Source organism: Streptomyces ferrugineus (assembly GCF_015160855.1).
GTDB classification, from domain to species: Bacteria; Actinomycetota; Actinomycetes; order Streptomycetales; family Streptomycetaceae; genus Streptomyces; species Streptomyces ferrugineus.
In genome coordinates this window covers 1,693,683-1,713,551 of record NZ_CP063373.1, presented here as the reverse complement: position 1 = coordinate 1,713,551, position 19,869 = coordinate 1,693,683, and the positions used below count along the sequence as shown (strand labels likewise).

Genomic DNA, 19,869 nt, shown 5'->3' with positions numbered 1-19,869 from the left:
TCACACCACCTCGTCCTCGTGCAAGCGGGCGCGCAGGGCCCGTACCGCCGTGTGCAGCCTGCTCTTGACCGTGCCCTCCGGGATGCCGAGCTCCTCGGCGATGTCCCGCACCGGGAGATCGCCGTAGAAGCGCAGGACGAGGACCTGACGCTGGGCGTCGGGCAGCTCGTCCAGGCCCCGGGCGACGGCGAGGGAGAGCAGGCTGGTGTCCTCGCCGGAGGGGTGTTCCAGCTGGCGCAGGGAGGCGAGCCGTTCGCCGAGCCGTTCCTGGCGCTTCTTGGCCCGGTGCCAGTCCATGGCGAGGTTGGAGGCGACGACCGCCGCCCACGCCGACACGTCCCGCGGCGCCTCGCGTCCGCTCGCGGCCCGCTCCAGCAACCGCAGGCGGACCTGCTGTACCCCGTCCGGCAGGTCCGTCTGCGGCACCCCGCCGAGCGCGAGCACCGCCCGCACCCGACGCACCTGGGCCGCGTCCAGCGGATCGTCCTCCTGGACACGGCGGGCCTTTCTGCGCAGCACAAGCCACCCCCTCACCGCGTTTCTTCTACGACGCCGCCGCGCCCGGAAACGTTCGGCGGAGCCCCGGGGAATCTCCGCGAGGCGTACGTCACACCACCGCGCGGGGCAGCACAGCTTGCGGCCAGGGACCGCCGTAGGGTGAATTCCTCCAGCTCAGCGGGGGTGGGAGCGGAGTTCCGCAACCCGTGGTCGCGATGGCGCGTCCCAGACCTCGGGCATGGAGCGCAAAGAATTGGACAGGCGGACCCAGGTCGGCCGCATGATGGAAACGCCGCGGACACACACGAACACGCAGGAACACGTAGAAGGAGTCGCCGTGAGGGTCGGAATCGTCGGAGCCACCGGTCAGGTCGGCACGGTCATGCGCAGGATCCTCGCGGAGCGCGAGTTCCCGGTCACCGAGCTGCGCCTGTTCGCCTCGGCCCGTTCGGCGGGGACGGTCCTGGACGGCGTGACGGTGGAGGACGCGGCGACGGCCGACTACTCCGGCCTCGACATCGTGCTGTTCTCGGCGGGCGGCGCGACCTCGAAGGCGCTGGCGCCGAAGGTCGCCGCCCAGGGCCCCGTGGTGATCGACAACTCCTCGGCGTGGCGCCGCGACCCCGAGGTCCCGCTGGTCGTCTCCGAGGTGAACCCGCACGCGATCGCCGACCGCCCCAAGGGCATCATCGCCAACCCGAACTGCACGACGATGGCCGCGATGCCGGTGCTCAGGCCGCTGCACGCCGAGGCGGGCCTCCAGGCCCTCGTGGTCGCCACCTACCAGGCCGTCTCCGGCTCCGGTCTGGCCGGGGTGGACGAGCTGTTCGAGCAGGTCAAGAAGGTCGGCGACGACGCGCCGAAGCTGACGCACGACGGCTCGGCGGCCCAGTTCCCCGCGCCGAACAAGTACGTGGCGCCGATCGCGTACAACGTGCTGCCGATGGCCGGCTCGATCGTGGACGACGGTCTGAACGAGACCGACGAGGAGCAGAAGCTGCGCCACGAGTCCCGCAAGATCCTGGAGATCCCCGAGCTGAAGGTCTCCGGCACCTGTGTGCGCGTCCCGGTCTTCTCCGGCCACTCCCTCCAGATCAACGCCCGCTTCGACCGCCCGATCAGCGTGGAGCGCGCCAAGGAACTGCTGGCCGGCGCCCCCGGCGTGGCCCTCACCGACGTCCCGACCCCGCTCCAGGCGGCCGGCCAGGACCCGTCCTACGTCGGCCGCATCCGCACCGACGAGACGGTCGCCCACGGCCTCGCCCTGTTCGTCTCCAACGACAACCTCCGCAAGGGCGCCGCGCTGAACGCGGTGCAGATCGCGGAGCTGGTGGCGGCGGAGCTGAAGGGCTGAGGCCTGCGCACCTCGTAGAGGAAACAGCCGTATTCGACGGCCCGGACGTGGACGAGTGCCACGGCCGGGTCGTCGAACGCGTTCCGGAAGGCTTCGTCGTCGGGAGCGTCGACGAGCTGTCCGCCCAGGATGTGCCCGTCGGCGGAATAGCGGCGGACGATCCGGTGGGCGTTCGCGAAGGGGGGACCGTCCGCGCCCGACCCGTCCGCGTCCGACCCGTCCGCGCCCGGCCCGTCCGCGTCCGGCCCGTCCGCGCCCGGCCCCGCGCACTCCTCGGCGTGGATGAAGACGGGGCCCTGTTCGTCGTAGGCGCCGGGATCCACTCCGGTCCCGGCCGCCCAGCGGCGCAGCGGCGCGTACGACACGAGCGCGATCCGCTCGCCCGGCCGGCTCCGGCGCAGACAGCACCTCAGCGGCGCCCCGCCCTCCTCGTCGGTGAACGGGGACAGTGGGCGGCCCGCGTCGTCGGCGGTGCGCAGTTCCTTCAGGACCGATGGTGCGACGGGGCGTGCGGTGTACGTCGTCATGCCGCCCACACTCGCGCCCGCGGGCCCGGAGGGCTGGCGGAATCCGGACCTCGCGTCCCGCCCCGGTAGAGGGGTATCCCCATGAGTTGCCCTGACATCCCCGTGCGAAGCCCCGCTCGTCGCCTGATCCCGATGTCCCGTGGAAGGATGACCGAACCCACCCATAACGAGGAGATGACCGCGTGCCTGGCACAAACCTGACTCGCGAAGAGGCGCAGCAGCGGGCGAAGCTGCTCACCGTTGACTCGTACGAGATCGATCTCGACCTCTCCGGCGCGCAAGAGGGCGGCACCTACCGGTCCGTGACCACGGTGCGCTTCGACGTCGCCGAGAACGGCGCCGACTCCTTCATCGACCTCGTGGCCCCGACCGTCCACGAGGTGACTCTCAACGGCGACGCGCTCGACGCGGACGAGGTCTTCAAGGACTCCCGGATCGCCCTGCCGGGCCTGCTGGAGGGCCGCAACGTCCTGCGGGTCGTCGCGGACTGCGCGTACACCAACACCGGCGAGGGCCTGCACCGCTTCGTCGACCCGGTCGACCAGCAGGCGTACCTGTACACCCAGTTCGAGGTGCCCGACGCCCGGCGCGTGTTCGCGTCCTTCGAGCAGCCCGATCTGAAGGCCACCTTCCAGTTCACCGTGACGGCCCCGGAGGGCTGGACGGTCATCTCCAACTCGCCCACTCCGGAGCCCAAGGACAACGTCTGGTCCTTCGAGCCGACGCCGCGCATCTCGACGTACATCACGGCGCTCATCGTCGGCCCGTACCACTCCGTGCACAGCGTGTACGAGAAGGACGGCCAGTCCGTGCCGCTCGGCATCTACTGCCGGCCCTCGCTCGCCGAGTACCTCGACTCGGACGCCATCTTCGAGGTGACCCGGCAGGGCTTCGACTGGTTCCAGGAGAAGTTCGACTACGCCTACCCGTTCAAGAAGTACGACCAGCTGTTCGTGCCGGAGTTCAACGCGGGCGCGATGGAGAACGCGGGCGCGGTGACCATCCGCGACCAGTACGTCTTCCGCTCCAAGGTGACGGACGCGGCGTACCTGGGGCGGGCCGAGACCATCCTGCACGAGCTGGCCCACATGTGGTTCGGCGACCTGGTCACCATGGAGTGGTGGAACGACCTGTGGCTGAACGAGTCGTTCGCCACCTACACCTCCATCGCCTGCCAGGCGCACGCCCCGGGGACGCGCTGGCCGCACGCCTGGACGACGTTCGCCAACCAGATGAAGACGTGGGCGTACCGCCAGGACCAACTGCCGTCCACGCACCCGATCATGGCGGAGATCCGCGACCTGGACGACGTCCTGGTCAACTTCGACGGCATCACCTACGCCAAGGGCGCCTCCGTCCTCAAGCAGCTCGTGGCCTACGTCGGCATGGACGAGTTCTTCAAGGGCGTGCAGGCGTACTTCAAGCGTCACGCGTTCGGCAACACGCGCCTGTCCGATCTGCTGGGCGCCCTGGAGGAGACCTCCGGCCGCGATCTGAAGACCTGGTCGAGGCTGTGGCTGGAGACGGCCGGCATCAACGTCCTGCGCCCCGAGATCGAGACGGACGCGCACGGTGTGATCACGTCCTTCGCGATCCGCCAGGAGGCCCCGGCGCTGCCCGCGGGCGCGAAGGGCGAGCCGACGCTGCGTCCGCACCGCATCGCGGTGGGCCTGTACAACCTGGACGACGCCTCCGGGAAGCTGCTGCGCGACGAGCGCGTCGAGCTGGACGTGGACGGCGAACTGACCACCGTGCCGCAGCTCGCCGGCAAGGGCCGTCCGGACGTGATCCTCCTCAACGACGACGACCTGTCGTACGCGAAGGTCCGCCTGGACGAGAAGTCCCTCGCCTTCGTCACCGAGCACCTCGGCGACTTCGAGGCCTCCCTGCCCCGGGCCCTGTGCTGGGCGTCGTCCTGGGACATGACCCGCGACGCGGAACTGGCCACCCGCGACTACGTCTCCCTGGTCCTGTCGGGCATCGGCAAGGAGTCCGACATCGGTGTCGTGCAGTCGCTGCACCGCCAGGTGAAGCTGGCGATCGAGCTGTACGCCGACCCGGCCGCCCGCGAGGCCCTGCTGACCCGCTGGACGGACGCCACGCTGGCCCATCTGCGCGCGGCGGAGCCGGGCGGCGACCACCAGCTGGCGTGGGCGCGTGCGTTCGCGGCGGCGGCCCGTACGCCGGAGCAGCTCGACCTCCTCGAGGCCCTGCTGGACGGCTCCCAGTCGATCGAGGGCCTGGCCGTCGACACGGAGCTGCGCTGGGCGTTCGTGCAGCGCCTGGCGGCGGTGGGCCGCTTCGACGAGGCGGAGATCGCGGCCGAGTACGAGCGGGACAGGACGGCGGCCGGCGAGCGGCACGCGGCCACCGCCCGCGCCGCGCGCCCGACTCCGGAGGCCAAGGCCGAGGCATGGTCGTCGGTCATCGACTCCGACAAGCTGCCGAACGCCGTCCAGGAGGCGGTGATCACCGGCTTCGTCCAGACCGACCAGCGCGAGCTCCTGGCGTCCTACACCGACACGTTCTTCGAGGTCGTCAAGGACATCTGGGACGCCCGCTCCCACGAGATCGCCCAGCAGATCGCGATCGGCCTGTACCCGTCCCTCCAGGTCTCCGAGGAGACGCTGCGCAAGACGGACGCCTGGCTCGCCTCGGCGGAGCCCAACGCGGCCCTGCGCCGCCTGATCTCCGAGTCCCGGGCGGGCGTGGAGCGGGCGCTGCGGGCGCAGGAGGCGGACGCGGCGGCTGCGGAGTAGACGTCCGTACGCCAAAGGGCGCCCGGTGCCGCGGCACCGGGCGCCCTTTCCGTGCCTGCCCGGCTACGTGCCGGCAACGCTCCGCAGCGCGCCGAGCGCCCTGCCGATGGCCGGCGCCTCCTCGCCGCCCCTGCGTACGGCCGCCACCACATGGCGAACCGGCCGCGGTTCCGCCACCTCCCGCATCACGACCCCGCCGCGCCCCACCTCGACCATCCGCGGCACCAGCGCCACCCCCATCCCCGCCTCCACCATCGCCAGAATCGCCGTCCACCCCGCCGCCGAATGCCCCTGCCGGGGGCTGAACCCGGCCGCCTCGCACGCCCCGCGCGTGATGTCCGACCACGGCCCGCTGCCGCCGAAGATCCAGTCCTCCCCGGCGAGATCGGCCAGCCGCAGCCCTTCCGCGGCGGCCAGTTCGTGCCCCGCCGGGAGGGCGACGTCCAGCGGGTCGGCCAGCAGCGGCACCCTGGTGAACCGCGCGTCCCCCACCGTCGGCGCCTGTGCCGCGAGCGACAGGGCGAGGTCCACCTCCCCACCGGCCAGCAGCTCGTAAGCCTCGCCGGCCTCGGCCTCCCGCACCCGTACGACCACCCCGGGCGCCGTCTCCCTGAGCGCCCGCACGGCCGGTACGACCAGCGCGGGCACCGCCGTGGAGAAGGCCCCGACCCGCACCTCCCCGGCCTCGCCGTGCCGGTACGCCGCCAACTCCGCGTCCGCCCGCTCCAGTTGCTCGAACACCGCCTCGGCGTGCCGCAGCACCAGCCGCGCCGCGTCCGTCAGCCGCACCCGCCGCCCCTGCGCCTGAAGCAACGGCACCCCGACCTGCTTGGCGAGGTTCGTCAGCTGCTGCGACACGGCGGACGGCGTCATCCGCAGCGCCTCGGCCGTCGCGGTCACGGTCCCCCGTTCCCGCAGCGTCCGCAGGATCTGCAGCTTCCGGATGTCCCAGTCGACCATGGCGGCAACCTACGTCACCGACGCGCCGCCGCCCCCAGCACCACTCCCCCGAGGATCAGCGCCATGCACACCGTCTGCGCCCAGCCGGTCGCCTCGCCGAGCACCGCCCAGGACAGCAGCGACACGCACACCGGCTGGAGGTAGTAGACGACCCCGGCGCGGCTCGGCCCGACCAGCGCGATCGCCCGGTTCCAGGCGAAGAAGGCGACGGCGGAGGAGGCGACCGAGACGTAGAGGATCGGCAGGACCGTGCCGGGCGTGGGGTCGAAGCCGCCCTGCACCGCCAGGCTCACGCCCTGCGCGGGCAGCAGCAGGACCGTGCCGAGGAGGAAGGTCGTGAACAGGAAGCCCGTACCGCCCAGTTCGGCCGGCCGTCGTCGCAGCAGACCGCTGTACGCCGCGAAGCAGCACGCCGCCGTCACCATCCACACGTCCCCCGCGCCGAGACGGGTCCCGCCGGCCCCGCCTGCGATCAGCAGCACGACGCCCGAACAGGCCACCAGCAGCCCCGTGACCCGACGCACGCCCAACCGCACCCCGGCCGCCCGCTCGAACACGGCCATCAGCACCGGCGAAGCGGCCATGATCATGCCCATGTTGGCGGCGGGCGTGGTCAACCCGGCCTGGTTGACGAGGGTGTTGTAGGCGGCGACGCCGAGCAGCGAGGCGAGGAACACGAAACCGAGGTGACGGCGGATCGACCTCCGCTGCCGCCAGGCCTGCCGCGCACCGAACGGCGCCACCACGGCCAGCGCCACCACCCATCTCCAGAACGCGTGCTGCACCGGCGGCACGCTGTCGTGCAGCGCGCGGGAGGTGACGAAGCTGCCGGACCAGACGACGGTCGCGAGGGCGGCGAGGGCGATCCCGAGAACGGGCGCGGGCACGGGCACGGGCACTGAGGTCCTTTCGATGGACGGTGACGACGACCCGTCCACCGTCGCAGCGAGCCATCTGTCGCGTCCATCGAAAGTTTTCGAGCATTCTTTTCAGGAGAACTGAAGGGTGAGCGCGGCCTCGATCTCCCCGGCGTCCGCGTCGTCCGCCGCCCACGCCACGTATCCGTCGGGCCGCACCAGCAGGGTCGTACGGCGGTCGCCCGCCCAGCGCTCCAGGGTGAGCCACTCCTCGCGGGCACCCTGACCGTCGTACGCCCCGCGCGCGCCCTTCGGTGTGATCAGCACGAACCGGCCGCCGCGCAGCGCCTCGTACAGGCGGCCGCTCTCCAGTGCCACGTCCGGGACGCGGGTGCCGACCAGGCGGTGGGAGCCGCGCGGGGCGGGGTAGCGGTAGCCGATGCCCGAGATCTGGGCGAGGGCCTTCGCGCGGGCGGGGCGGGCCGCGTTGACGAAGGCGGAGACGAGGGCGCGTACGGCGCGCAGTGCCGGATTCTGCGCCCGGGCCAGCCGGACCAGCCCGCCACTGCTGCGCAGCACCGCCTCGCCGACCGGGTGGCGCTCGGCCTGGTAGGTGTCCAGCAGCCCTTCGGACGCCCGGCCGTCGAGGACCGCGGCGAGCTTCCAGCCGAGGTTGGCCGCGTCCTGAAGGCCGGTGTTCATGCCCTGACCACCGGCCGGCGAGTGCACGTGCGCGGCGTCGCCGGCCAGGAAGACCCGGCCGACCCGGTACCTCGGCACCTGGCGCTCGTCGCTGTGGAATCGCGAGAGCCAACGGGCGTCGTGCATGCCGTAGTCGGTGCCCAGGGCGCGCCGGGTGACCTCCTTGATCTCGTCGAGGTCGAGGGGGGCGTCGTCGGGGACCTCGTTTCGGCGGTTCCAGCCCATGACGCGGTACCAGCCGTCACCGAAGGCGGCGATCATCGCGAAGGCGTCGCCCGCGCCGTTGACGGTGAGCACACCGTCCGGGGGCTCGGCGAGCCGGACGTCCGCCAGGAACAGGGAGCGGATGACGGAGACTCCGGGGAAGGGCAGCCCGAGGGCCTCGCGCACGGCGCTGCGGTGGCCGTCCGTGCCGACGACGTAGGCCGCGCGGTGGGTGACGACCGCGCCGTCCGGGCCGCGCACGTCGAGGTCGACCCCGCCGTCGTCCTGCCGCAGCCCCACGACCTCGCTCTCGAAGCGGAACTCCACCCCGGCCTCCCGAGCCCGCCGCTCCAGCAGCCGCTCGACCTCGTACTGCGGGGTGATGAGCAGGAACGGGAAGCGGGACGGCAGCGTGCCCAGGTCGAGGGAGAGGCGACGGAAGAGGCGCAGTTCGGTGATGGTGCTGCCGGTGGCGAGCAGCTGGTCGGCGAGACCGCGGGCGTCCAGCTGCTCCAGGGTGCGGGCGTGGACGCCGAAGGCGCGGGAGAGGTTGCTGATCTTGCGGGGGCGCTTCTCGACGAGGGTGACGGGGACGCCGGCGGCGGCGAGGTCACCGGCCAGGAGGAGGCCGGTGGGGCCGGAGCCGACGACGATCACGGGGCGGCTGGGGTTGGGGGTGGTGCCGTTCATCATGGTGACCTCCCGAATGCCAACACTTGTTGGCCAACGAACGTTGGTCAACGACTGTTGGCAACAGTAAGAGCCCAGAATGAAAGTGTCAACGCCTGTTGGCCTACGGTTGTTGGCCTACGGTTGTTTGCCCACGCCCGTTGACCTACAGTTGTCGGCATGACCGAGAGCCGCCCCCAGCACCCACCCCGCCGCTCCGACGCCACCCGCACCGCGATCCTCGACGCGGCGCGCGAGCGCTTCGCGGCCGACGGATACGAGCGCGCGACCATCCGCGCCATCGCCAGGCACGCGAACATCGACCCGTCGATGGTGATGCGCTACTACGGCAACAAGGAGGGCCTGTTCGCGGCGGCCATGGCCATCGACCTGAAGCTGCCGGACCCGGGGTCGCTGAACCGGGACGAGGCCGGCCGGGCGCTCGTGACCCACTTCCTGGACATGTGGGAGGAGAACGAGGTGCTCACGGCCCTGCTGAGGGTCGGCGCGACCAACCAGGCCGGCGCCGAGCGCATGCGGGGCATCTTCGCGGACCAGTTGCTGCCGCTCGCCCGCCGGGTGTGCCCCGACCCCGAGCAGGCCCCCGCGCGGGCCGCGCTGGCGTCGTCACAGCTGCTCGGGCTGGCCCTCACGCGCTACGTCCTGCGCTTCCCGCCCGCCGTGGCGCTGGCCCCCGAGGAGGTCGTGGCATGGCTGGCGCCCACGGTGCAGCGGTATCTGACCGCGCCGCACCCGGCCTGAGAGACACCAGCCTGAGAACACGTCGAGGGCGCCGACCAGGCAGGTCGGCGCCCTCGACGAAAGGACGGGGGAAGAGCCTCGCTCAGGCCTTCGCCTTCGCCTTGGCCTTCGGCTGGCGGTCCGTGGAGCGGTCCAGGACCATCACGAGGCCCGCGATGACCGCGAAGAGCACGATCGGGGCAATCACGAACTGGGCCAGCGTCTCCATGACGCTCAGGCCCTGCCCGGGGTCGTCGCCGTCGTCCCGCGACAGCGCGAGCGCGGGGGACGACATCAGCAGCATCATCAGCGTCGTACCGGCGGCCAGGGCGCCGGCGCGCAGGGCGTTCTTCTTGTCCACGGGGCCAAAAGTATCGAACGACGGGAAGGGCCGCGCGCCCGGGGTGCCGTATGAGGCGCGGGCCGGCCTCACCGAGCCACCGTCACTCCCGCCGCGCGGCCCCTTCGCGCAGCACCTCCACCAGCCCCCACACCCGGGCCGCCCCCGCCAGTTCCTCCAGCGTCACCGGCCGCCCGTCCGCGTCGGCGATCGGCAGCCGCCAGTTCGGATACTGGTCCCACGTCCCCGGCAGGTTCTGCGGCCGGCGGTCGCCCACGCCGTCCGGGAGCCAGACGCCGATCATGCGGGCCGGGGTGCGCAGCAGGAAGCGGTGCACGGCCTGGATCTCGGCCTCCTCCTCCGAGGCGCAGTGCCCGCCGTGCGAGCCCCGCAGCAGCCCGAGCCGGGACAGCAGCTCCAGCCACTCGCCCGTGTCGGCCGTGGCCTCGGCGCGCTCCTGTTCCAGGGGGCGGGTCAACAGGCCGAGTCCGTCGCGGAGTTCGACGTGTTCGCCGGTGAGGCGGGCGGCGGTGGGCGGCAGGTCGTGGGTGGTGGCGGTGGCGAGGCAGTCGGCGCGCCAGGACTCCGGCGGCAGGGGGCGGCCGTCGCCGTCCCAGTCCCGCTCGAACCACAGCACCGAGGTGCCGAGCACACCCCGCGAGCGCAGCGTCTCGCGCACGCCCGGCTCCACCGTGCCGAGATCCTCCCCGATCACCACCGCCCCGGCCCGGGAGGCCTCCAGCACCAGGATCGCGAGCATGGCCTCGGCGTCGTAGCGGACGTACGTCCCCTCGGTCGGCGGCCGCCCCTGCGGCACCCACCACAGCCGGAACAGCCCCATGACGTGGTCGATGCGTAGGGCGCCGGCGTAATGGCACAGCGCCCGCAACAGCCGCCGGTACGGCTCGTAGCCCGACTCGGCCAGCCGGTCCGGGCGCCAGGGCGGCAGCCCCCAGTCCTGGCCGCGGGCGTTGAAGGCGTCCGGTGGCGCGCCCACCGACATCCCGGCCGCGAAGTAGGCCTGCTGCGCCCAGGCGTCGGCGCCCTGGGGATGCACCCCGACCGCCAGGTCGTGCACGATCCCGACCGGCATCCCGGCCTCCCGCGCGAGGCGCTGTGCGGCGGCGAGCTGGGCGTCGGTGAGCCAGGCGAGCCGGGAGTGGAAGTCGACCCGGTCCATCAACTCGCCACGTGCCCGGGCCGTTTCGGGTGATCGCGGGTCCCGTAGCCCCTCCGGCCACCGCTGCCAGTCCGAGCCGTGCACCTCGGCGAGCGCGCACCACGTGGCGTGGTCCTCCAGCGCGTCCCCCTCCCGTGCCAGGAAGTCGACGTACGCGGCGCGCCGGCCCGGCCCGAGCGGCACCTCGCGCACCAGCTCCAGCGCCTCCCGCTTGGCCTCCCACACCGCGTCCCGGTCGATCAACTCCCCCTTCTCCAGCACGGCTTCGCGCAGCCGCCCGGCCCGTTCGCGCAGTGCCCGCACGCGCTCGTGGTCCTCGAGGTACGCGAACTCGGGCACGTCCTCGACCCGCAGATGCACCGGGTCGGGGAAGCGGCGGGAGGACGGGCGGTAGGGGGAGGGATCGGTCGGGGCGCCGGGTACGGCCGCGTGCAGCGGGTTGACCTGCACGAATCCGGCACCGAGCGCCCGTCCGGCCCAGGTGGCGAGTTCGGCGAGGTCACCGAGGTCGCCCATGCCCCAGGAGCGGCGGGACAGGAGGGAGTAGAGCTGGACGAGCAGGCCGTACGAGCGTCCGGTGGGGGTGGGCAGGCGGGGCGGGGCGACGACGAGATGGCTGGTCGCCGTACGGCCGTCCGGTGCGGTGGCCGTCAGCCGGTGGACGCCCAGCGGGAGTCGGCCGGCGTCGGCGCGGCTCTCGCCCTGCTCGGTCTCGACGCGCAGTCGGGTGCCGGACGGCAGTGCGGCCAGCGCCTCGGGCTCGGCCTGGCCCCAGCACACCACGGTCGGCGGCAGCAGCCGCTCCCGCAGCTCCCGTTCGCGGGCGGCGAGCGCGGCACCGACGGCGGCGGGCGTGCTCGCGTCCACGTCGAGGGCGGCCAGGGCGAGGGTGAGCGCGGTGGCGGAGGCCGGGACCGTACGGTCCGCGGACGGCTGGTAGGAGGGGGCGACACCGTGCAGCTCGGCGAGCCGGCACAGATCGTCGGAGGGGAGGTTCTGCGGGTCTTCGGAACCCTCGGGACCCTCGGCAGAAGCTTCGGCCGACCGCTGCGCTGTCATCTACGGCCTCGTGGAGTCCACGTCCATGTCCATACCGGTGTCCATACCCAGATCCGTACCGGTGTCGATGTCCATGTCCCAGACGGCCGTCTCACTGGTCAACGGCGCGGCGTCGGCGAGCGGCGGCTCGCTGGTGAGGGGCTCGGCGTCCGGAAGGGGCGGCTCGCTGGTGAGGGGGGCTTCGGCGCAGGCGCCCTCGGCGCTGAAGACGCAGTACTGCATCTCGTAGTCGAAGGGCGCCTCAGGTTTGGACAGGGCCGATGCTGTGGGCACGGGGGCCTCCTTGTCGAGTACGGCAACGCGGGTTAACGCAGCCCTACCCAGCAGACGCGATGGCAGACGTACAGATGGCAACAACGTGCCTCTCGTCACATTCCGTGCCTCGTGATGAACGGTCCAGTGATCACTATTCACTCAGTACATGTACTCGGTGCATAATGACTCGCATGAGCACCCGCCACATCCTGCTGGCCCTGCTCGCCACGGGACCGAGCCATGGCTACGACCTCAAGCGACGGCACGACGAACGCTTCCCGCAGGCCCGTCCGCTGGCCTACGGGCAGGTCTACACGACCTTGCAGCGGCTGGTCCGCGACGGGTTCGCGGAGGTCGACGGCATCGACTCGGACGGCGGGCCGGAGCGGACCATGTACCGCTCGACGGACGACGGAACGCACGAACTGGCCAGGTGGGCCGGGGAGATCGCGCCGCCCGCGCCGTTCGTGACGAACGAGATCTTCGCCAAGGTCGTCGTGTCGATCCTGTCCGGCGGCGACCCCGAGGCCTATCTGCGCGCCCAGCGCGCCGCCCACATGACCCGGATGCGGGAGCTCACGGCGCTCAAGACCGCGCCCGGCGGCGATCTCGCGACCGTGCTCTCGGCGGACTACGCCCTCAACCACCTCGACGCCGACCTCCGCTGGATGACGACCACGGCGGCCCGGCTCACCACCCTGACCGCGGAGGTCGATGCAGTATGAGCAACCAAGGGGGGAGCCCGGTGCCGCTGCTGGCGGCCCGAGACCTCGTCAAGGCGCACGGCAGGACCGAGGCCCTGCGCGGCGCCTCGGTCGAGCTGGCACCCGGCGAGATCCTCGCCGTCACGGGTGCCAGCGGCAGCGGGAAGTCCACGCTGCTGCACTGCCTGGCCGGCATCGTCCGCCCGGACTCCGGCGCGGTGACCTACGCCGGGGAGCGGCTGGACCGGCTGCCCGAGCGGCGGCTGAGCGAGCTGCGGCGCACGGAGTTCGGTGTCATCTTCCAGTTCGGGCAGCTCATCCCCGAGCTGACGGCGCTGGACAACGTGGCGCTGCCGCTGCTGCTCGCCGGTGCCCGCCGGTCGGAGGCGCGGGCGACCGCCGGTGAGTGGCTGGAGCGGTTCGGGGTGCGGGGGCAGGAGGAGCTGCGGCCGGGCGAGATGAGCGGCGGTCAGGCACAGCGGGCGGCGCTGGCCCGCGCTCTGGTCACCGGCCCGAAGGTCGTCTTCGCGGACGAGCCGACCGGGGCGCTGGACTCCCTGGCGAGCGAGCAGGTGATGGCGGCCCTGGCGCACACGGCCCGCGAGTCGGGCACGGCGGTCCTGTTGATCACCCATGACGCCCAGGTGGCGGCGTACGCGGACCGCGAGGTGCGGCTGACCGACGGCATCGTGGCGTCGCAGGGGGTGACGGCGTGAGAGCACAGGACAAAAGGGCGTACGGAGCCGCGACGGCCGATCTCCGGCTGGCGTGGCTGCTCACCCGGGGGTCGGACCGCCGCGAATGGTGGCGCGTGCTCCTCACCGCCGTGGGCGCCGCGCTGGCGACCGGGCTGGGGCTGGTGATCGCCGCGCTGCTGCCGTTGGAAGGCCACCACAGCATGTCCGTGGGCGGCGGTCTGCTCGACGAGACCGGCACCCGGACCGGCGTGATCGTCGCGCTGTCGCTGCTGCTCGTGCCGGTGCTCGGGTTCCTCGGCCAGTGCGCCCGGATCGGCGCCGTGCACCGGGACCGCAGGTTGGCCGCGCTGCGTCTGTCGGGGGCCACGCCCGCCCAGGTGCGGCGCATCGCGGCGTGGGAGTCGGGGCTGGCGTGTCTGGCGGGTTCGGGGACGGCCACCGTGTTCTCGGTGCTGACGCTGCTGCGGCTGTGGCGCAGCCCCGACCCCCTGGCCTGGGCGGGCATCGCCGTGGTGGCCGCCGGGGTGCCGCTGCTGGGCGCGGCCGTGAGCGCGCTGGCGCTGCGCCGGGTGGTGGCCTCGCCGCTGGGGCGGATACGGCGGGTGCGGCCGGCCGAGGGTCCGGGGCGGATGTTCCGGGTGGCGACCGGGGTGCTGGCACTGGTGCTGGTGTACATCGTGACCACCCGCTTCCACGAGGTCCCCTTCGAGTTCGCGCTCGCCCCGTTCACCGTGTTCGCCGTGTGCCTGCTGGTCGGCGCGGCGGCGGTGTGGCTGACCGGGGTGTCCGCCCGCCGGCTGGGCGAGAGGCTCACGGCCCGCGCCGAGAGCCCGGCGGTGCTGATCGCGGCGGGACGGCTGCGCGACGACCCGTGGGCGGCGGCCCGTACCCATGCCGCGGTGCTGCTGGTGACGGTCGTGGCGGCCGGCTTCGTGGGCATCCGGCAGGTGCTGCTGTCGGCCCTGCGCGCGAACCACGGGCAGTACGCCGAGGATGTCGCCTTCTACGAGAACGGCCTGAACCTGACCGGCGCCGCGATCCTCGTCGCCCTCGCGCTCGTCCTGACCTCGCTCGCCGTCGGCACCGCCGAGTCCGTCGCCACCCGGCGCCGGGGCCTGGCCGCCCAGACGGCGGCCGGGGTGCCGTACGCGGTACTCGCGAGGGCGACCCTGCTGGAGACCGCGCTGCCGCTGGCCCCCGCGCTCACGGTGGCGGGCCTCGGCGGGATGACGGTCGGCGTCTGGTACGCCTCGCTCGCCGTCGAGGGGGCGACACTCGGCCTCCCGTTCGCCGTGCTGCTGGTGACGGTCGCCGTGTACGCGGCATGTCTGCTGGCCGCGGCCACCTCGCTGCCGTTGCTGCGGCGGTCGGTGCGGCCGGCGGAGCTGCGGTACACGTGATCACGGGCACCCCATGACCGTCCGGCCCCGGGGGTACGGGGGACCCCCGGGGCCGGATCGCGCACGCGCCGTGCGCAGGGGGTGTTTCACAACACCCCCTGGGTATGCGAAGACCCGGATCGTCAGGCGGAAATGCCGTCGATCCGGGCCATGGCGTCGTCCGCGCCGAACGGCTGCAAGTAGGGCAGCCAGCGCGGATCCCTATGCCCGGTGCCGATGATGCGCCAGGCGAGGCCGGTGGGTGGAGCGGGTTTGTGGCGCAGCCGCCAGCCGATTTCGACCAGGTGTCGGTCGGCCTTCACGTGGTTGCAGCGGCGGCAGGACGCCACCACGTTGTCCCAGACGTGCTTGCCCCCGCGGCTGCGCGGAATGACATGGTCGACGCTGGTTGCGACGCCACCGCAGTACATGCACCGGCCCCCGTCGCGCGCGAACAGCGCCCTACGGGTAAGAGGAACGGGCCCCCGATAGGGAACCCGGACGAATCGCTTGAGCCGGACCACGCTGGGTGCGGGGACTGTGACGGTTGCGCTGTGCATGAAGGCGCCGGACTCCTCGAGGCATACGGCCTTGTTCTCGAGGACGAGGACGAGCGCGCGGCGGAGCGGTACGACGCCGAGCGGCTCGTACGACGCGTTGAGGACCAGGACATGCGGCACGGATGCCTCCTTGGGCGTCGGCGGCGCGTGGCTCGCGCCGGGACGATCTGTAGTCAGTCTCCCCTCTTGCCTGGTGAAAGCGCCACCATGTCCCGGTAACGGGCTGGGAGTGTTTTCGACCACATCTGATTCATCCCCCGGCCGGGGAACGGTTCATCCCACCAGTTCATCCCCGGGTGGGCACAGTTCCTCCCTCGAAGAGGGCGACGATCCACACACGATGCCCCGATAGTGTGGTGGGCCTGCCCTGCCGGTGACCTTTTCGTGACCTTGACCATCGACCGGTGGGGCGGACCGCTGCACTGGAGGTACCTGCCGTGTCCCTGTCCGCCTTCCTACTGGCCGCCGGTTCGACGCCGTCGCCGTCTCCCTCGGAGACGCGGACCCCGGCGGTGCCCTCGATCGAGGAGGCCCAGGAGAGCGCGACCCAGGCGGCGAGCTGGGTCGAGCAGAACTGGTCGACCTGGCTCGCGATCGGCCTGCGGGTCCTGCTGATCCTGGTGATAGCGGCCGTGCTGAGAGTGGCGGTGCGGCGGGCGATCACCAAGCTCATAGACCGGATGAACCGCACCGCGCAGGCGGTGGACGGCACGGCCCTCGGCGGCCTCCTGGTCAACGTCGAGCGCCGCCGCCAGCGCTCGCAGGCGATCGGCTCGGTCCTGCGCTCCGTGGCCAGCTTCCTGATCATGGGCACGGCGGCCCTGATGGTGCTGTCCACCTTCGAGATCAACCTGGCACCGCTGCTGGCCTCCGCCGGTGTCGCGGGCGTGGCCATCGGCTTCGGCGCCCGCAACCTGGTCACCGACTTCCTCTCCGGCGTCTTCATGATCCTGGAGGACCAGTACGGCGTCGGCGACTCGATCGACGCGGGCGTGGCCTCCGGCGAGGTCATCGAGGTCGGTCTGCGCGTGACCAAGCTGCGCGGTGAGAACGGCGCGATCTGGTACGTCCGCAACGGCGAGGTCAAGCGCATCGGCAATCTCTCGCAGGGCTGGTCGACGGCCCATGTGGAGGTGACGCTCCGCCCCGAGGAGGACCTGGTGCGGGTCAAGGCGCTGCTCACCGAGGCGGGCGAGGCCATGGCCAAGGAAGAGCCGTGGAACGAGATGCTGTGGGGACCGGTCGAGGTGCTCGGCCTGGACAGCGTCCTACAGGACTCGATGGTGCTGCACGTCGCCGCGAAGACCATGCCGGGCAAGGCCCTGGGCATCGAACGGGAACTGCGCTGGCGCCTCAAGCAGGCCCTCGACGCGGCCGACATCCCCATCATCGGCGGGCCCCCGCTCCCGGTGGACGACGAGCCCGCCGCGGATCCGACAGCGGGCGTGGCCGCTCCGTCGGCCTACGCCAACCCCGTTTCTCCGGAGTCCCGGGCGGCCACTCCGCTGTCGCCGCCGCCGAGCGTGACGAAGTAGGGACGCGGCCGACGCCCCGTCGGCGCCCGTAGTCGCCGTACAGCCGACGGTTGTGCGGCCCGTGACCCGCGGTTGTTTGCTCCCGGTGTGTCGCGCTGGCTTGGATGGCACGGGTCCGGGTGCGGTCGTGGCGAGCGGAGTGGTGGCCGGTGGCGGGTGGGCGGTCGCTGGGGCGGCGGTTCCGGTGGCTGTGGGGGGCGTACGCGGTCAGCGTCTTCGGGACGTGGCTGGCGTTCGACGCGTTCTCCCTGATCGCCGTCCTCGTGCTGGACGCCGGGGTGACCGAGGTGGCGCTGCTGTCGGCCTCGGGGCTCGCGGTGGGGGCAGCGCTGGCGTTGCCGCTCGGGGCATGGGTGGAGTTCCGGCCGAAGCGGCCCGTGATGGTCGCGGCGGATCTGGTGCGGTGCGCGGTGCTGCTCAGCCTCCCGGCCGCGTTCGCGCTGGACGCGCTCGGTCTCGGGCAGCTTCTGATGGCGTCGGTGGTGATGGCCGCCGCGGACATCACGTTCAACGCGGCGAGCGGCGCGTATCTGAAGTCCCTTTTCCCGCCGGAGGACCTCCCGGAGGACCTGCTGGTGGCGAACGGCCGCTTCGAGGCCACGATGTGGACGGCCACGGCGGTCGGGCCACCGCTCGGCGGGATGGCGATCGGGGTGTTCGGCCCGATGGCGACGGTGCTGGCGAACGCGGTCAGCTTTCTTCTCTCGGCGCTGGGAATCCGGGCGATCGGGGGTGTCGGGAGTATCGGGGGTGTCGGGGGTAAGGAAAGGCAACAGATCAGTCCTGACGGCCCATCAGGCCCACGGGCGGGCGACCTTCGCGCCGGCTGGCGGCACATCCTCGGCCACCCGACCCTGCGCCCGCTGTTCCTCAACACGGTCCTGGTCAACTCCCTGATGATGGTGTCGGCCCCGCTGCTGGCCGTCCTCATGCTCGGCCGACTCGGCTTCACCCCTTGGCAGTACGGCCTCGCCTTCGCCGTGCCATGCCTGGGCGGCCTGCTGGGCTCACGGCTGTCCCGGCGCCTGGTGGCCCGCCACGGCCGGCACCGGATCCTGCTCGTCGCGGGCAGTCTGCGCGCCTGCTGGCCCGTCGGCCTGGCCTTCGTCGGCCCGGGCACGCCCGGCCTGCTGCTCGTCATGGCCGTCGAGTTCGGCCTGATCACCTGCGCGGGCGTCTTCAACCCGGTGCTCGCCACCACGCGCCTCGAACTGACCCCGCCGGACCGGGTGACCCGCACCCTGTCGGCCTGGACGATCACCGTCAGGACCGTGACCGCGGCCATGACCGCGCTGTGGGGGCTGCTCGCGACGCTGACCGGCCCGCGCGCGGCGATCGCCGTTGCCGGCGCCCTGCTCCTGGCGACGCCGCTGCTGCTTCCCCGGCGCGAGCGGACGGCGCGGCACAGCGCCCTCAGGTAGGGCCCTTAGGTGCGCCATCAGGTAGCGCCATCAGGTAACGACTGGATTGCTGGTATAGACCTCTCTTGACGCCGCTTCCTCATCGAGCTACATTCCTCGGCAACCAGATAGGAAACCTTCCTAACAGTGCTCTCGGATGGACTTCCGTCGTAGATCGCTGGGAAGCTGGTCAGCCGAAAGGCAGGTGTCGACCCCATGGCAGGAACCGCCGGTACGCCGGGCACCCCACGCGTTCTGCGCGCCATGAACGACCGTGCCGCCCTGGACCTCCTCCTGGAGCACGGGCCGCTGTCCCGCACGCGGATCGGCAAGCTCACCGGCCTGTCCAAGCCGACCGCCTCCCAGCTGCTGGCCCGCCTCGAGGCCGCCGGCCTCGTCCTGGCCACCGGCACGACGGAGGGCCGCCCCGGCCCGGGCGCCCAGCTCTACGAGGTCAACCCGACCTCCGCGTACGCCGCGGGGCTCGACGTCACCCCCGAACGCATCCTCGCCGCCGTCGCCGACATCACCGGCCGCACGGTCGGGTCGTACGAACTGCCCACCCCCGGCAGACGCACCGGCCGGCCCGTCGTCCGGCAGGTCACCGACGCCCTGGACGGCGCGGTGAAGGCGGCGGGACTCGCCCGCGACGACGTCCACCGGCTCGTCATCGGCACCCCCGGCGCCTTCGACCCCAACACGGGCCGGCTGCGCTACGCCTCCCACCTCCCCGGCTGGCACACCCCAGCGCTCCTGGACGAACTCGCCGCCGCGCTGCCGATGCCGGTCGAGTACGAGAACGACGTCAACCTCGTGGCGGTGGCCGAGCAGCGGCTCGGCGCGGCCCGCGGTCACGAGGACTTCGTGCTGCTGTGGAACGAGGGCGGACTCGGCGCCGCCCTGGTCCTCGGCGGCCGGCTGCACCGCGGCTGGACCGGTGGCGCGGGCGAGGTGGGTTTCCTGCCGGTTCCCGGCACGCCCCTGGTCCGGCAGGTGACCAGAGCCAACAGTGGCGGCTACCAGGAGCTGGCCGGCTCCCAGGCCCTCCCCCGGCTCGCCGCCGAACTCGGCATGAGCGACATCCCGTCCACGCCGTACGCCGAGGCCGCCGCCGCCCTCGTCGAACGGGCCGCCGCCGAGGACACCGTCCTCAACCGGCTGCTCCTGCAGACCTACGCGACCCGGCTGGCCACCGGTCTGGCCTCCCTGGTCTCCGTCCTCGACCCCGAACTGGTCGTCCTCAGCGGCGCCTCCCTCACCTCCGGCGGCGAAGTGCTGCGCGCCCTCGTCCAGGCCGAGCTGGAGGAACTGGCCGCGTCCCGGCCCCGGCTGGTCGTCGGCGACGTCCGTGAACACCCGGTGCTGCGGGGCGCGTTGGAGAGCGCGCTGGCGACCACACGCGACGAGGTCTTCGACACCGCGCGCTGACCGCCCGCCCCGTAGCCCCCGTAGCCCACCCCCGTAGCCCCGCCCTCTGACTCACCCCCC

The 19,869-nt window shown here is 72.4% G+C and carries 17 protein-coding genes and 1 pseudogene; 9 read left to right on the top strand and 9 right to left on the bottom strand.

What is annotated here, in order from left to right; translation table 11 throughout:
* Positions 1-519 (bottom strand): RNA polymerase sigma factor, encoded by a 519-nt coding sequence (locus IM697_RS07870; protein ID WP_194045984.1) that lies wholly within the window; start codon positions 517-519, stop codon positions 1-3.
* 316 nt (positions 520-835) lie between these two features.
* Between IM697_RS07870 and IM697_RS07865 the strand changes: the two genes are divergently transcribed.
* Positions 836-1,852, top strand: coding sequence for an aspartate-semialdehyde dehydrogenase (locus IM697_RS07865; RefSeq protein WP_194045982.1), 1,017 nt, complete (start codon positions 836-838; stop codon positions 1,850-1,852).
* On the opposite strand, the pseudogene IM697_RS07860 reads toward IM697_RS07865, so the two are convergent.
* Positions 1,852-2,379: pseudogene (locus tag IM697_RS07860) on the bottom strand (DUF1203 domain-containing protein); the annotation flags it as partial. The gene IM697_RS07865 and the pseudogene IM697_RS07860 overlap by 1 nt on opposite strands.
* Positions 2,380-2,561: 182 nt before the next feature.
* On the opposite strand from IM697_RS07860, the gene pepN reads away from it, so the two are divergent.
* A complete protein-coding gene (gene pepN, locus IM697_RS07855) occupies positions 2,562-5,138 on the top strand; it encodes an aminopeptidase N (RefSeq protein ID WP_194045980.1) in 2,577 nt (858 codons plus the stop codon).
* Between the two features lie 63 nt (positions 5,139-5,201).
* On the opposite strand, the gene IM697_RS07850 is transcribed toward pepN, so the two are convergent.
* The 3 genes from IM697_RS07850 to IM697_RS07840 form a co-directional block, all read right to left on the bottom strand.
* Positions 5,202-6,098, bottom strand: coding sequence for a LysR family transcriptional regulator (locus tag IM697_RS07850; RefSeq protein ID WP_194045977.1), 897 nt, complete (start codon positions 6,096-6,098; stop codon positions 5,202-5,204).
* Between the two features lie 14 nt (positions 6,099-6,112).
* The gene (locus IM697_RS07845; RefSeq protein WP_228044560.1) at positions 6,113-6,991 is read right to left on the bottom strand and encodes a DMT family transporter; all 879 of its coding nucleotides are present in this window, start codon (positions 6,989-6,991) and stop codon (positions 6,113-6,115) included.
* 96 nt (positions 6,992-7,087) lie between these two features.
* Positions 7,088-8,551, bottom strand: coding sequence for an FAD-dependent monooxygenase (locus IM697_RS07840; RefSeq protein ID WP_194049629.1), 1,464 nt, complete (start codon positions 8,549-8,551; stop codon positions 7,088-7,090).
* A 159-nt stretch (positions 8,552-8,710) separates the two neighbouring features.
* On the opposite strand from IM697_RS07840, the gene IM697_RS07835 reads away from it, so the two are divergent.
* Positions 8,711-9,292 (top strand): TetR/AcrR family transcriptional regulator, encoded by a 582-nt coding sequence (locus tag IM697_RS07835; protein WP_194045973.1) that lies wholly within the window; start codon positions 8,711-8,713, stop codon positions 9,290-9,292.
* A gap of 82 nt (positions 9,293-9,374) precedes the next feature.
* Here IM697_RS07835 and IM697_RS07830 read toward each other — a convergent pair whose 3' ends face one another.
* The 3 genes from IM697_RS07830 to IM697_RS07820 form a co-directional block, all read right to left on the bottom strand.
* Positions 9,375-9,632: a hypothetical protein gene (locus IM697_RS07830; RefSeq protein WP_194045971.1), complete on the bottom strand. Its 258-nt coding sequence runs from the start codon at positions 9,630-9,632 to the stop codon at positions 9,375-9,377.
* A gap of 82 nt (positions 9,633-9,714) precedes the next feature.
* Positions 9,715-11,850 carry a 4-alpha-glucanotransferase gene (malQ, locus tag IM697_RS07825; RefSeq protein ID WP_194045969.1) on the bottom strand — a complete coding sequence of 712 codons (2,136 nt, stop codon included), beginning with the start codon at positions 11,848-11,850 and terminating at the stop codon, positions 9,715-9,717.
* Positions 11,851-12,123: a hypothetical protein gene (locus IM697_RS07820; RefSeq protein WP_194045967.1), complete on the bottom strand. Its 273-nt coding sequence runs from the start codon at positions 12,121-12,123 to the stop codon at positions 11,851-11,853.
* Between the two features lie 173 nt (positions 12,124-12,296).
* On the opposite strand from IM697_RS07820, the gene IM697_RS07815 reads away from it, so the two are divergent.
* Genes IM697_RS07815 through IM697_RS07805 form a run of 3 tightly spaced genes read left to right on the top strand, consistent with a single transcriptional unit; the run spans position 12,297 to position 14,907 of the window.
* Complete coding sequence (locus IM697_RS07815) at positions 12,297-12,830, top strand: PadR family transcriptional regulator (protein ID WP_194045966.1); 534 nt, start codon at positions 12,297-12,299, stop codon at positions 12,828-12,830.
* Positions 12,827-13,525 (top strand): ABC transporter ATP-binding protein, encoded by a 699-nt coding sequence (locus tag IM697_RS07810; protein WP_194045965.1) that lies wholly within the window; start codon positions 12,827-12,829, stop codon positions 13,523-13,525. Before IM697_RS07815 ends, IM697_RS07810 begins: the two co-directional genes overlap by 4 nt.
* Complete coding sequence (locus IM697_RS07805; protein WP_194045964.1) at positions 13,522-14,907, top strand: ABC transporter permease; 1,386 nt, start codon at positions 13,522-13,524, stop codon at positions 14,905-14,907. The genes IM697_RS07810 and IM697_RS07805 overlap by 4 nt, the downstream gene beginning before the upstream one ends.
* A 122-nt stretch (positions 14,908-15,029) precedes the next feature.
* Here IM697_RS07805 and IM697_RS07800 read toward each other — a convergent pair whose 3' ends face one another.
* Positions 15,030-15,566, bottom strand: a complete 537-nt coding sequence (locus IM697_RS07800) for an HNH endonuclease (RefSeq protein ID WP_194045963.1) — start codon at positions 15,564-15,566, stop codon at positions 15,030-15,032.
* 317 nt (positions 15,567-15,883) lie between these two features.
* Here IM697_RS07800 and IM697_RS07795 point away from each other — a divergent pair, with 317 nt between their 5' ends.
* The 3 genes from IM697_RS07795 (at position 15,884) to IM697_RS07785 (ending at position 19,809) form a co-directional block, all read left to right on the top strand.
* The gene (locus IM697_RS07795) at positions 15,884-16,981 is read left to right on the top strand and encodes a mechanosensitive ion channel family protein (protein ID WP_194045962.1); all 1,098 of its coding nucleotides are present in this window, start codon (positions 15,884-15,886) and stop codon (positions 16,979-16,981) included.
* 104 nt (positions 16,982-17,085) lie between these two features.
* Complete coding sequence (locus IM697_RS07790; protein ID WP_194045961.1) at positions 17,086-18,402, top strand: MFS transporter; 1,317 nt, start codon at positions 17,086-17,088, stop codon at positions 18,400-18,402.
* A gap of 195 nt (positions 18,403-18,597) precedes the next feature.
* Positions 18,598-19,809, top strand: a complete 1,212-nt coding sequence (locus IM697_RS07785) for an ROK family transcriptional regulator (RefSeq protein WP_194045959.1) — start codon at positions 18,598-18,600, stop codon at positions 19,807-19,809.
* The last annotated feature ends 60 nt before the right edge of the window (positions 19,810-19,869 follow it).